The sequence below is a fragment of the bacterium genome, assembly GCA_040755795.1.
Taxonomy (GTDB): Bacteria; UBA9089; CG2-30-40-21; order CG2-30-40-21; family SBAY01; genus JBFLXS01.
The window spans coordinates 15019-28478 of record JBFLXS010000015.1; the positions used below are offsets into that span (position 1 = coordinate 15019).

The window sequence follows — 13460 nt, forward strand, 5'->3', positions numbered from 1 at the left end:
CACCAATAACTGACCGATTACTCCGTGCTAATCCGTGTCTATCAGTGGCTGAATAATTGCATTATTTATTCTATTATTGGTGGGCGATTAACATAGATTTTGATTTCTTTTTCGTCTTCGCCACCTTTACCATCATTTACTTTGAAGATTATCCGGTAGATTCCATTCTGGGCATTGGTGGGACGCCAGCTGAAGATTTTAGTCATTTCAGAAAAATATGCTCCTTCAGGTAAAGGTGAGGTAGTATATCCTAACAAATCACCATCTTCATCCTCAGCCGAAATATTAAACTGCAATAATTCATTGGTATTTATAATTATCTCTTGTTTGGGTAGAGATAATTTTGGTGGTATATTTCTATCGAGCACCGTTATTGTCCAATTCTGGAGTGTCATTGATGTTCCGTCGGTTATACTTAAAATAAGTCTTTTAACCCCGGCCTCAGTCGCAGATGGTGTATATGTCCAGGAATTAGTCTTCGATTTTTCCACACCATCTAATTTCCAGCTGTATCTTAATACATTATCATTAGAATCTGAGGCATATACCTCAAAGGTCATTGCCTCTCCTTCAAATATCGTAGGAGATAAATCCACCGGGGAATAAGACCAGATTATTGGTACCGGGTTAAATGTCATAAATTGCCATTTGACTGGTTTTTGCAGATTATTCCCTGACATATCGCAGGCTTGTTTTGAAACACTGATGGTATATTTTGTATTGCCGTATAAATCAGACAATGGCTTAAAAATAAGTTTATTTGCCTCCCAGGTAAAAGTGCCAGTGGTAGGCGGGTTAATGGAAAATGCCCCTATTATGGATTTATTATCCATTTTTTCATTAAAGGTAAGTGTAATAACTGTCTCTGGAGAAATATTTTCCCCCACTGGAGTATAATCTATTATCTCCGGTAAAACAGTATCTTTCGCTATCCCTATATATGGAGTCGAAGGCATAGATTTATTACCATAAATATCACAGACAACAAATCTGTAATAGTATGGTAAATTATTCACCAGGTCTGTATCAAGATAGGTGTTTTTTTTTATTTCATCGGCAATAAGGTTTCCTATGTTATCTTTGACAATCGAGCGGTAGATTTGAAGATGTGAGAATGTTTTTTCCGGTGGATTTTGCCAGGCTAATTGTAATTTACTACCTGTTTTTAAAGGTAAAATAGAAACCGCGGTTGGTAAAGAAGGCGGTAATTCATAGGTTGTGGCATAAACATAAGAACAATAATCTGAATCACCATATTGGTTAAATGCCTTTATCCGATAATAATAGGTTGTTAGCGGCAGAAGATTGGTGTCTTGATAATTTATTGTGTTAGGTGGTAAGGTGGCTAATTGGGTATAAATTCCATCTGTCGTTGCCTTTTCAACAATAAAGCCTGATTCATCTTTTGAGTTATCAATCCAGCCCAGGTCTATTTGAGACGAAGAAAGCACCTTTGTGGTTAAACTACCCGGGGCAATGGATGGTTTTTTATCACCCGCCCCGATGGCATAAAATTCTCTATCCGCTCCAACATAGATAGTGCCATCCTGACCAATAACTGGAGAAGTGCTAATTTTAGAATCAAGGGTATAATTCCATTTTAATCTTCCGTTAGATAAAAAACAGGATAAATTATCCTTTGAAACAGTGTAAATATTTCCCGCAGAATCAATAATCGGCGAAATATCCATTGCGGCAAGAGGATATTCCCATAGAATTTGTCCAGATTCTTCCAGAGCAATAAAACTACCTTTTTCTGAATCATAACAATAAAGGACATTATCAACACCTATCACTGGTGAAAATTTCATTGCTATCTTTTCAATCTTCCATCGAACTATGCCTTGCGGTGTAAAAGAATAAAGACCATTAATCAACCCAATATAGATATTTCCATTTGAGTCAAGAGCAGGTGAGGTAAATGCACTGCCAGCTTTATTGTATTGCCATTTAATATTGCCTTTTGAATCAAGACAAAATAACCCGCCATTTATTCCCTCAGCACCGATGTAGATATTACCATTATCATCAATTATAGGTGTTTGGGTAATAGTTACCTCACTAACTTCACTTGTCCATCTGATTCTTCCATCTGGATGGATAGAATATATTTTCCCATTGGAAGTAAAGGTAAAAATCGCCAGATTAGGAGCGATTACAGGTGAAGATTCAACTGGAAATTTAACCGGATATTTCCATTTTAAACTTCCATTTGGTGTAAGAGCATATAGATTGTTATCTGAAGAGACAATATAGATAACTCCATCTTCCCCAATGGCTGGCGAGGTATTTATCTTGCCATTAACCAGATATTTCCATATTAATTTTCCTTGAGGTGAAAAACAATAAAGATATGAATCTTCTGCCCCAACATAAATTCTTCCATGAATGTCGATTATTGGATTAGAACGGTAAAGTTTGCTTTTAATGGCATAAGTCCAGGAAATACCAGGAGATTCCACACCGATATAGGGACTTATCCGGCGTGATTGAATTTTAGATGGAGGTTGAGATGGTGTTGGATGTGTTTGGGCTCTGGCTATATTTGAGTAATCAGAATCCCCTGCTTGATTAAAGGCACGAAGATAATAGTAATAAATTGTATCTGGCTTAAGGTTTGAATCAGTATAAGAAGTCATATTTGCAGGGACAATCGCTATCTGGACAAATTCTTTTTTATCAGAGGCTTTACGCTCTATTTTAAATCCAGATTCATTATCTGAATTATCCTCCCAGGTGAGTTGTATCTTACTTTCAGAGATAACCTTTGCCTCAAAATGCAGTGGTGAGGAAGGAATCGTTTGGATTATTTTCACCACAGCCTCATTCGAGTATTCAGAATTGCCTGTCTGGTTATATGCTCGTAGCCGATATGAATAATCAATATCAGGTAGAAGCCCTTTATCCTGATATTCAGTTGTATTTTTTGAAACTGTATCTATTTGTGCATACATCCCATCTTTTTGTCTTCTTTCTATTTTGAAGCCTGATTCATTATCTGAATTATCCTGCCACATCAATTTTACTTTATCAGGTGATATAGTTAGAAGGTGAAGATTCGTCGGTGAGATTGGCAGAATGTCTAATGTCAAACATTCTACTTCATTGGAATAGTCAGAATCCCCCATTAAATTATAAGCCCGGAGACGATAAAAGTAACTGGTATTCTGTTGTAAATCCTTATCCTGGTAAGCAATCACATCCGCTGGTAATATCGCAATTTGTGTCCAGAACTGTTCTTTTGTGCATCGCTCCAGTTTAAATCCTTGTTCATTTTTTGAATTATCCTCCCAGCAAAGGTTTATTTGAGTCGTGGAAATAGGTTTTGCCAGTAATCCTGATGGTGAATAGGGAGGAATATCCTTTGTTGTTGCCTTCTGTTCATTTGAATAACTTGATTTGCCGGCTTGATTATATGACATTATTCGATAATAATAAGTGGTATTTGGCTCTAATTTTTTATCCTCATAAGTCGTTGTATTTGCTGGAATGCTGGTTATTTTCCCATAGTTTCCTTCTTCTACTTTTCGCTCTAATTCAAATCCTGTTTCATTATCTGAATTATCCTGCCAGGATAAATTTATTTGATTTGAAGATATAGAACTAATTTTAAGGTTTGTTGGGACAAATGACCTGACCGGTAATGTCTTTACAGATAATAAATTTGAGTATTCAGAATGACCGGAGCGATTATAGGCACGAACTCGATAGTAATAAGTAAGATTAGGTATCAGGTCAGAATCTTGATATGAGGTTGTATCTTGTTCCAAAATGGCGATTGTTGTATAACCTGGCTCAGTTTCCACCCTTCTTTCAATCTTAAATCCAGCCTCATTATTCGAGTTGTCTTGCCATGAAAGGCTTATCGCCGTGCTTATATTTGATGCCCCGGTTAGTTTAGTTGGTGGTGAAGGAACAATATCCAATGTTCTTATCCCCGCGGAGTTTGAATACTCCGAGTTACCAACTTTATTGTATGCCCTTATCCGATAGGAATAAAATGTATCTTTTGTCAACCTTTCATCTGTGTAGGAAGTGGTATTTGGAGGAAGGATTTTTATTTGAACATATTCTTTTGATAGTAATGCCCGCTCTATTTTAAATCCCGCTTCATCATTTGAGTTATCACTCCAGGAGAGTTTTATTGCTGATTTTGAAACAGGCTCAAGTTGCAGATTTGTTGGAGCGGCAGGTGGAACAGGAGTAACAGTGGGTTTCGGAATAATAGGTGGAATGGAAATAACCACGGGTTTCGGAATAGCAGGTGAAGTAGGAACAACAACCTCAGGCGCAGGAACAACAGGAGGAATTTGTGGAGGTAATGGTTGAGGTTGAATTGAAACTGTCGCTATCTTTATCTCAACTGGAGGTTGTAATGGTGGCACAGGTTGAACTGGGGCTGGAGTTACTTCCACTTCAGTTATAGGTTGCGGAGTTGGTGTTGGTAATAAAGGTTTAGTCGTTGTAGAGGATTCAACTGAATATTGGGAAAAGCCCATTTTATTATAAGGCACAACTCGATAGAAATAAGTGGTCTCTGCTTGAAGGTCTGAGTCTAAAAATGAGGTCGAGTTAGCAGGTAATTCTTTTATTAATGTCCATTTTGGCTCGTCTTCTAATTGACGATAAACTCTATATCCAATTTCGTTATCGGCGTTATCTTGCCAGGTAATCCTTATTTCGCTTTGAGATACTGATGTTACAATGAGATTAGTTGGTGAAACAGGAGGAATAATTTTTACCTCTTTTACTACTACTACTTCTTCTTTCGCTTTAGGGGTAGGAATTTTTAGCTTTTGAGCAATAGGAGTAATTTGCGAGGTAATTGCATATAAATTTCTATCACGGCTACCAACATATATTGTTCCTTCCTGGTCTATAGCTAAAGATGTAGGACCAAAACCTATTTTATAACTCCAGAGTATTTCACCTTTTTCTGGTTCAATCGCATAGATATTACCGTCAAAAGTGGCAATATAAAGCGTTCCATTTGAGGTAATAACTGGTGCACAATTAAAAATCCGACCTATTTTTGTGGTCCAGACACCTTTTGGAGTAATTCCATAAAGTCCTTCTTCGGTCCCAATATAAATCGAGCCATCTTTAGATACCACTGGTGAAGAATAAACAGTTGAATTAAGTGGGATAGAATTCATGCTTCCATCTTTATTTATAATTGATAATGTTTTATCCGAAGAGCCAATATAAACATTTCCTGCGGAATCAATTGTGGGTGATGAAAAGATAGATTTTTGGACATCTTTTTTAAAGATAAGAGTTCCGTCAGGAGCAATTGCGTGCAAATTACCATCATTACTTCCAATATAGATTATCCCATCCTGACTAATAGCAGGCGAAGATTGAATCATGCTTTCTGTGTCATATTTCCATCTGAGGCTTCCGTTTTTATTTATGGCATAAAGTTTTCCATCTACCGTGCCAATAAAGATGGTTTCATCATCACTAACTGCGATGGCGGATGTTTTAATTTTACTATGAGTCGGGTACACCCATTGAGTTTCATAATTTGAATTAAAACACAGGATATGACCATCACTTACACCGACATAAATATTACCTTGTTTTGAGATAGCGGGTGTTGAGTCAATTTCAACACCAATGGAAATAATCTTTTCTTTTTTACCTGAAGAAGATACAATGTGTAAGTCTCCTGCCTCTGTTACCAGATATATTTTTCCTTGTTGGTCAATTACCGGGGGAGCAAAGACATATTTGTTGACATAATAATTCCATTTAAGGATAGGTTGGTGTATTTGGGTTGCACTACTTCTTGCAGAGCGTTGTGGGTCATGTTGAAACATAGGCCACGAATCACCTGCGGCAAAAACACCATCATTCCCTAACTGGATTAATATTAACAATCCTGATAATACTATCCCCCGGCAAATTCTTATAAATTTATATTCTTTTTTTTCTGCGAGCAATAATTTTTCTTCTTCTTTCGCTTGGTTTTTCATAATACTCCCGTTTCTTCATTTCAGTAATTATCCCTGCCTGTTGGCACGAACGCTTAAATCTTCGTAAAGCATTATCTAAAGATTCATCCTGTCGGATGTTTATCCCTGCGGGCATATTCCTTCAACTCCCTTCTATATATAATTAAAGTATATTCAATGAACAGTAGATATTTTATCACTCACCGATAACCTCATCACTGATTACCAGAGTTTCACTTTGGATGATGAGGTATCAAATTACCCTCAACAGAGCAATAGACTACTATTTACTGACTACTCTTTACTATCCTGGTGGCCATCCCATTTTCCTACCTCCCAAAAGGTGAAAATGAATATGAAATACTTCTTGACCGGCATCTCTATTACAATTTGTAACTAATCTAAATCCACTTTTGTCGATATTATTTTCAATAGCTAATTTTTTAGCCAGCAAGTAAATATGTCCAACTAAATCTTTATCTATTTCTTGTAAGTCCAAAATAGTTGGGATATGCGTTTTGGGCACAATCAAAATATGAACTGGTGCTTGCGGGGAAATATCAGCAAAAGCAATAACTTTATCGTCCTGATGAATTATCTTTGCTGGTATCTCGCCGTTGATGATTTTACAAAATATACACGCCATATGTTCTCCTGAAAATAGCGAATTAGAGATTAGCGAATTAGTATAGTATCCACAGACTCGTATCCTCTGGTGTAGAACAGATATTCCCCCTTAATAAAGGGGGTTAGGGGGTTGTTCTTTCATTATTTTCATTCCCCTTTGTGAGCCGCAGGCTCATGAGCGTTTCCCCTGAAAATAGCCGTAAGAATAGAACACGGATGACACGGATTTAACGGATTTTCGCTGATTTTTTTCTCTTTTTTCTGTCTTCTATCTTCTATCCGCGAATATCCGCATCATCAGCGTGCTATTATTTTTCATCGTCCTTTGTGCCCTGCAGGGGCATGAGCGTTCTCTTAAAAATAGTTTTTTCACGCAAAGGTAATTTTCCCCTTATTTCCCTTTGCGTTCTTTGCGTGCTTTGCGTGAAACTTCTACTCTCTTAAATACTTTTCATATCCTAATTCATTCAATTTTTTATCTTTCTCATCTAATTCTGTGGCTAGTTTATTCTGATATTTTTTTAATTGGGTATAAAGAGTCGGATATTTCAGGGCTAAGATTCGTATCGTCAAAAGACCTGCGTTTTTTGCCCCCAATTCGCCAATAGACATAGTTGCTACAGGAATACCACATGGCATCTGAAGTATAGAATATAACGCATCAAATCCTTCAAGGGCAGACTGTGTGCTTGAAACAGGAACACCAATTACTGGCAGAAGTGTTTGAGAACTTACTACCCCGGGTAATGCCGCGGATAACCCTGCACCACAAATTAGCACCTCTAAACCTTTTTCTATAGCGTTTTGGGCATATTCTATTGTTTTTCCTAATGTTTTATGGGCAGAGGTAATAACTATTTCATACTTAATTTTAAAAGCCTCTAAAATTTTAATGGTTTGACTCATCACCGTAAGGTCAGAATCACTACCAATAAGAATTCCAACTAACACTTTATCCATTTTATTTTATTCAATTATACCATACGATAAAAATTAAGTCAACTAAAATTTACAACCTGTGCAGGTAGAAAATTAAGGAAGCAGATTTTTAATAGTAAACGAAACGAGCGGATTTAGTAAGCGGATTTAACGGATTTAGCGGAAAAAGAAATAAAAAAAAATCCGCTTAATCCGTTTAATCCGCTTACTAAAAAATCTGTTTAATCATCTTACAAAAAAATTCGACCTGTGCAGTTAACTTTAGACCTGTGTTCAAAAAGGAGATATGGAGATAAAGGAGATAAGGGGATATATTTAGAAGTTTTTGGTGAAAGGGTTAGGAGGCTGGTTTGGTTTAGGGGTTATGAAGTTAGTCTTTTTGCACAACCATCTTGACCTAACTTCCATACCAACTTCATAACCATAACCTTTTGCCAAATTATCCAGGGAATTTATAATCTCCATATCTTCCTTATCTCCTTATCCCCCTTCGGACATTTTTAAGGTAATGGAAGAATAATAATCTTAAACCTAACTGCACAGGTGAAAAAAATTCAGGGAGTGAAGTTTTGAAGAAGGCTTATCGAATGCCGCTAATTTCCCGCATAAATAGAGTTTATAGTCTTGTGTCTGATGTCCAGTGTCTAAATCACAGGTTGTTGTACTCAAGAACTTGCTCTGATGAAAATTAGAGAGGGAATTGTTGCGTATCGTCCATAGATTTTAATTTTTTTCTCTGTGTCTCTGTGGTGAACGGTTACCTTTATTTTTTAATTCCCAGCCAGAGGCAAAATAGAGGTTTTAAAATTCGCCACCAATCCTTGAAAGGCACCATCTTGGTCGTTCCTTTTTGGGGATATATTTTAGTCACCGGCACTTCTTTCCATTTATAACCACATTTAATTACTTTGTAATAAAGATATGGTTCCAATTCATAACTATTGAGCCAATCCTGCCAGAGGTTTATTCGTTTATCATTAAAGAGGCTTGTCTTAAACGCTCGAAATCCATTGGTGCTTTCAGTTAATCTGGCTCCAACCAGAATGGAGAAAATTAGTGGATGAAGTTTCGTTGCCAGAATTCTATAAAAAGGCATATTACCGTAATAGCCTCCTTTTAAAAATCGCGACCCCTGAATAAAATCATATCCTTCATTTATTATTGGGTCTATTAGCCTTGATATTTCTTGAGGATTATCCTTATCATTTCCTGCCATAATCACAATTATATCGTATTTATTTTCTATGGCATAATCAATGGCTGTTCTTATCCCCGCCCCTACCCCCTTTCGTTCTTTATGGGTTATCACAACTGCCCCTTGTGATTCTGCTTCCTTTCTGGTATTATCTGTTGAATAATCATCGACAACTAATATTAAATCAACCAGACTCTTTGGAATCTTTTTAACTACATTTCCAATTTTTCCTTCTTCATTAAAGGCAATTGGTGATGCTATAATCTTTAATTTATCCTTCATATCCTCCCTCCTTATTGTCCAAACTCCTTTATGGAATTTACCACCATCTCTATTTGTTCCACAGTCAACTCAGGAAACATTGGTAGAGATAGAATCTCATTTGCATATTTTTCAGTAATAGGGAATGTGCCTATTTTATATTCTAAATCTTCATAAGCCTTCTGAAGATGAATAGGTATAGGATAGTGAATACCTACAGAAATACCTTTATCTGTAAGATATTTTTGTAATTCATCTCTTTGTTTTGTTCTGATAACATAGAGATGATAGACATGTTTAGCATAAGGAGCTTTTGTGGGAGTAATCACCTCTGTGCCACCAAGCAATTCGGAATATTTCTGGGCATGCTGGATTCTCAGGCTATTCCATTTTTCAAGATATTTCAGTTTGACCCGAAGGATAGCGGCTTGCATTGTATCCAACCGACTATTAAATCCCTTGAATAGGTGATGATACTTGACCTTCTGTCCATAATCTCTAAGCATTTTTACTTTTTCAGCCAACTGTGCATTATTTGTTACTACCAGACCTCCATCACCATAAGCACCTAAGTTTTTACCCGGGTAGAAACTAAAGGCACCAATATCACCTATCGCACCTACTTTTCTTCCATTATATTCGGCTAAATGTGCCTGGCAGGCATCCTCAATAATCCAGAGATTGTATTTTTTAGCAAGATTAGTCAAAACATCCATATCTACTGGCTGTCCATACAAATGAACTGGCATAATAGCCTTTGTTCTGAGTGTAATACATTCTTCAATCTTTGATAAATCTATATTGTAGGTCAAAGAGTCTATATCGACAAGAACAGGTTTTGCTCCCGCCTGTGATACCGCTAATGGAGTAGCAATAAAGGTATTAGCCGGGAGAATCACTTCATCTCCCTCCGCTATGCCACATGCCAATAGGGCTAAATGTAAGGCATCTGTGCCTGAGGCGACACCAATACCATACTTTGCCTCACACAAACGAGCAAATTCTTCCTCAAAGAGTTTTACCTCCTCTCCTAAAATAAAATTAGCCTGTTCCATCACCTTTATTACAGCCTCTTTAACCTCTTGTTCAATTGATTGATACTGGGATTTAAGGTCAACAAACGGTATCTTCATAATTTTTTTCTCCTTTACTTGTTGGTAATTGGTAACTGGTAATTAGTTATCCGTTACTTACTTTTAATTTCGTGAAGCCTTATCTTATTCAATCTGCTTTGTGATAGAGGGCAGAGATGATATATTATCTATAATGAAATCAGGACATAACGACTCCAATAATTCTCTGTTTCTGATTCCACTCAAAACAGCAATAGTTTTAATATTTAATTCTTTGCCTGCTAATATATCAACTTCTGTATCTCCCACAATAATAGACGAAACCGGAATAAACTCCGGATAATTTTCTAATAATCTTTTTTTGGTATAAAGAGAACCTCCGTTATCTTTTTCGGTCAGAATAGTTTTAAAAAAATCGAGTATCTCAAAATCTCGAAGTTCGTCTATCAAGTTTTCATAAGAATTTCTCAGGGTAATTAAGATAAGGGAATAGTTATTATAAAGGGTTTTCAGAACATCTGGCACCCAGGGCCACATAATATCGTATTTCAGAAATTCAGGCGTTTCAATTAACTGTTTCCATCTGTGAAGAGATATTTCTTGACTTAGTTCTACTCCACTTTCCTTGAAAATTTCTTCGCTGGGCACACGATTTTTCTTCATCTCCCAATAGGCATCTTTTGACAGAATATTAGGTGCCGTTTTCCCTAAAATATATCGATAAACCGCATAATACTTTTCAGATACATCAAGTATAGGGCCATCAAGGTCTATATAAATATCCAATTTTATTCCCCACTATTTCTGGAGATTATGTCTCCTTTTCTCTAATTCTTCTTTATATAGCCTTATAGTTTTTTCATCGGTTAGGACAGGAAGAAAATCCATTCCTCTAATCCAGGCAAGTCCCGGGGTTAAGGGGTTTATTTTCTTTGGGATAAAAGAAGAAACATCTTCATCAAAAGCTAACTTCACAAAAATATAAGGCATATTTAGCCCACAAGAAGTGAAGAAATAATGCGTGGTAAAGAATCGACCAATATTAATTTCTGTAGGATTAGGAATACCGTCTTTATCGTAGGTTAAATCCACTGAAAAGATTCCATTTGGGTGGTTATCTACGGCCATTATGGTTTTTAAGGCTATTTCGTCAACAACCGGGTCAGAAACAGTTATTCCTGTTCCTGTAATTCCTGTAACACCAGAAGGGGCTCTATTACCCAGTTCCCAATATAGCCTTTTTCTACCCTGACCCACAATTAGTTCGCCATTTTTCCACAGAGACATCCAGGTAATGGAATCTGGTTTTAGGCATTCAGCCGCGGTAAAACTACCCCAACCGTCACAGAAATCTATCCATGCCCTGGCGACATTGTAATTTTCTGCACGGAAACTTCCCATTCCACCACCAGGGCTGAATGTCGCTCTAACCCAAACTGGCGTGCCAAATTTATCAACTGCGATTTTAAGGTCATCTTCGTTATTTATCCTCATTGTCTCTGGAACTTTAAGTCCAGCTTCCTTCCACTTAAGATAAGAAGCGAATTTATCCTGACATAATTCTATGGTTTTATGCTCTGGCAAAAATACCCTGAGTTTATACTCATCCCGGAGTTCCTTTCTTATCTTTGAGATAGCATAAATTTCCTGGTCTGGCTGTGAATAAATCAGCGTAGGTTTTGTTTCCTGAATAATCTCCTTTAAGATAGGAAGATAATCATTATGCGTCGGATGGGGAACTAAATACTTTTCATTAGTTTCAGCCCGATGCAAGGAATATTCATTACAATCAACACCGATAAGATAGAAATTTTCACTGGAGACTCTCAGTGACCTGACAAAATTTGTTGAGGGTGTTCCTCCAGCACCAGTAATCAAAATTCTTTTCATTTCTCCTCCTTATTTTTACACATTTACCGCCACGCCATTTTTTGCTAAAGATTCCTCAATGGCTCTTAAAACTTTTACTACCTTTACACCACTTTTGCCATCTGTAAAAGGAGTTTGATTGTGAGTAATACAATTTAAAAAATGTTGGCATTGTGTTTTTAAAGGTTCTATCATCTGAACTTTAGGACTAATAATATCACCATCTCTCAAGGCAAGCTTAAATTCTCCAAAGCCATCATAAGTTCCTTCCAGGGTAACTCCTTTTTCAAATACCCTGACTGGCTCTAAAGGATTCAAGTCATCAAAAACAATCCGTTTTTTACTTCCCACGACAACTATTTCTCTAACTTTATTTGAATCAATCCAACTTACATGGATATTCCCAATTATTCCATTAGGATATTCTAATGTGAGGAAACTTACATCGGCTCTATCTTTTTTCAAGAAGAACCCACCTTTGGCACTAACATTAATAGGTTCCATATTAAGGAAATAAGAAAATATAGAAATGTCATGAGGTGCCAGGTCCCAGATAACATTAACATCTTCTCGGATTAAACCAAGGTGTGTTCGAGTAGCATGAAGATAATAAATCTTTCCAATACTACCATCATCAATATATTCTTTTACCTTTCTAATACCTGCATTGTAAAGAAAGGTATGTCCGACCATTAAAATCTTGCCCTTTTGATTGGACAATTTCACTAATTCTTGACCTTCTTTAGGCAGGTAAGTAATTGGTTTTTCTATCAGAACATGTTTATCATGCTCAAGCACATCTTTTGCTATTTGATAATGAGTGATAGTTGATGTCGCCACGACAACGGCATCGATTTCTGGATTCTTAAGCATTTTCAAATAATCTGTTTGAGTAGTTATATCAGGAAACTGTTTTTTAATCTTGTTAAGCTGTTCCTCGCTCAAGTCACAACACTCTACTACCTTACAGTCCGCTAAGGCATTAAAATTTCGGACATAATTAGGTCCCCAATGACCACATCCAATAATCCCTATTTTTATCATTTTTTTGGTACCTCCTTAAATCTTTAGAACGCTCTCGGATAAAGTAACCGTTCACCGCAGAGACACAGAGACGCAGAGAAAAAATTAAAATCTATGGACGATGCGCAACAATTCCCTCTCTGATTTTCATCAGGACAAACTCTTGAGTAGCACAGCATTAAAAACTATTCAGCCACAGATGAAACACTGAAAATTCGTAAATCGTGTCCGTTTTCCGTGTCCATAATTAGGCTCAAGGTTGAAGGCTGATGGCTGAAAATTCAGGTATAGCGCCTTGTGTCTTCTCTCCTTCTCCGTTTCCCTCTTTCTCATCTGTCCTCTGACCTCTGTATTTATCCCTGCTAATCAGTGGCTGAATAGTTACCTTCTTTGTAACTATTCAGCCTGTAGGAAAGTAGGAGAGTAGGGAAGTAGGAAAGGGGAGACATTGTCCCCAGAAGAGGAATACCGTGCACATCCTTTATCCCTTTCCTACTACCTACTTGCCTACTATTT

Annotated in this window: 10 protein-coding genes; all 10 read right to left on the reverse strand. The window is 36.9% G+C overall.

The window, feature by feature from the left end; all coding sequences use genetic code 11:
- Nucleotides 1–65: 65 nt before the first annotated feature.
- The 10 genes from AB1414_02155 to AB1414_02200 all read right to left on the reverse strand — a co-directional run bounded on the left by AB1414_02155 (nucleotide 66) and on the right by AB1414_02200 (nucleotide 12965).
- A complete protein-coding gene (locus AB1414_02155) occupies nucleotides 66–5978 on the reverse strand; it encodes a PQQ-binding-like beta-propeller repeat protein (protein MEW6606244.1) in 5913 nt (1970 codons plus the stop codon).
- Nucleotides 5920–6093: a 30S ribosomal protein S21 gene (gene rpsU / locus AB1414_02160; GenBank protein ID MEW6606245.1), complete on the reverse strand. Its 174-nt coding sequence runs from the start codon at nucleotides 6091–6093 to the stop codon at nucleotides 5920–5922. The genes AB1414_02155 and rpsU overlap by 59 nt, the downstream gene beginning before the upstream one ends.
- 168 nt (nucleotides 6094–6261) lie before the next feature.
- On the reverse strand, nucleotides 6262–6603 hold the full coding sequence (locus tag AB1414_02165; protein MEW6606246.1) for a histidine triad nucleotide-binding protein: 342 nt from the start codon (nucleotides 6601–6603) through the stop codon (nucleotides 6262–6264).
- 413 nt (nucleotides 6604–7016) lie between these two features.
- Nucleotides 7017–7544 (reverse strand): 5-(carboxyamino)imidazole ribonucleotide mutase, encoded by a 528-nt coding sequence (gene purE / locus AB1414_02170; GenBank protein ID MEW6606247.1) that lies wholly within the window; start codon nucleotides 7542–7544, stop codon nucleotides 7017–7019.
- A gap of 294 nt (nucleotides 7545–7838) precedes the next feature.
- The gene (locus AB1414_02175; protein ID MEW6606248.1) at nucleotides 7839–7988 is read right to left on the reverse strand and encodes a hypothetical protein; all 150 of its coding nucleotides are present in this window, start codon (nucleotides 7986–7988) and stop codon (nucleotides 7839–7841) included.
- A gap of 298 nt (nucleotides 7989–8286) precedes the next feature.
- The gene (locus AB1414_02180) at nucleotides 8287–9000 is read right to left on the reverse strand and encodes a glycosyltransferase family 2 protein (protein ID MEW6606249.1); all 714 of its coding nucleotides are present in this window, start codon (nucleotides 8998–9000) and stop codon (nucleotides 8287–8289) included.
- Between the two features lie 11 nt (nucleotides 9001–9011).
- Nucleotides 9012–10112: a DegT/DnrJ/EryC1/StrS family aminotransferase gene (locus AB1414_02185; GenBank protein ID MEW6606250.1), complete on the reverse strand. Its 1101-nt coding sequence runs from the start codon at nucleotides 10110–10112 to the stop codon at nucleotides 9012–9014.
- Between the two features lie 84 nt (nucleotides 10113–10196).
- Nucleotides 10197–10838, reverse strand: coding sequence for an HAD hydrolase-like protein (locus AB1414_02190; GenBank protein ID MEW6606251.1), 642 nt, complete (start codon nucleotides 10836–10838; stop codon nucleotides 10197–10199).
- A 12-nt stretch (nucleotides 10839–10850) separates the two neighbouring features.
- A complete protein-coding gene (locus AB1414_02195; protein ID MEW6606252.1) occupies nucleotides 10851–11942 on the reverse strand; it encodes a carboxylate--amine ligase in 1092 nt (363 codons plus the stop codon).
- A gap of 15 nt (nucleotides 11943–11957) precedes the next feature.
- The gene (locus AB1414_02200) at nucleotides 11958–12965 is read right to left on the reverse strand and encodes a Gfo/Idh/MocA family oxidoreductase (protein ID MEW6606253.1); all 1008 of its coding nucleotides are present in this window, start codon (nucleotides 12963–12965) and stop codon (nucleotides 11958–11960) included.
- Nucleotides 12966–13460: the final 495 nt, after the last annotated feature.

Excerpts from the sequence above, each read along its gene's own strand:
- AB1414_02155 (MEW6606244.1), bottom strand. The coding sequence starts at position 5,978 with ATGAAAAACCAAGCGAAAGAAGAAGAAAAATTATTGCTCGCAGAAAAA.
- rpsU (MEW6606245.1), bottom strand. The coding sequence starts at position 6,093 with ATGCCCGCAGGGATAAACATCCGACAGGATGAATCTTTAGATAATGCT.
- AB1414_02165 (MEW6606246.1), bottom strand. The coding sequence starts at position 6,603 with ATGGCGTGTATATTTTGTAAAATCATCAACGGCGAGATACCAGCAAAG.
- purE (MEW6606247.1), bottom strand. The coding sequence starts at position 7,544 with ATGGATAAAGTGTTAGTTGGAATTCTTATTGGTAGTGATTCTGACCTT.
- AB1414_02175 (MEW6606248.1), bottom strand. The coding sequence starts at position 7,988 with ATGGAGATTATAAATTCCCTGGATAATTTGGCAAAAGGTTATGGTTAT.
- AB1414_02180 (MEW6606249.1), bottom strand. The coding sequence starts at position 9,000 with ATGAAGGATAAATTAAAGATTATAGCATCACCAATTGCCTTTAATGAA.
- AB1414_02185 (MEW6606250.1), bottom strand. The coding sequence starts at position 10,112 with ATGAAGATACCGTTTGTTGACCTTAAATCCCAGTATCAATCAATTGAA.
- AB1414_02195 (MEW6606252.1), bottom strand. The coding sequence starts at position 11,942 with ATGAAAAGAATTTTGATTACTGGTGCTGGAGGAACACCCTCAACAAAT.
- AB1414_02200 (MEW6606253.1), bottom strand. The coding sequence starts at position 12,965 with ATGATAAAAATAGGGATTATTGGATGTGGTCATTGGGGACCTAATTAT.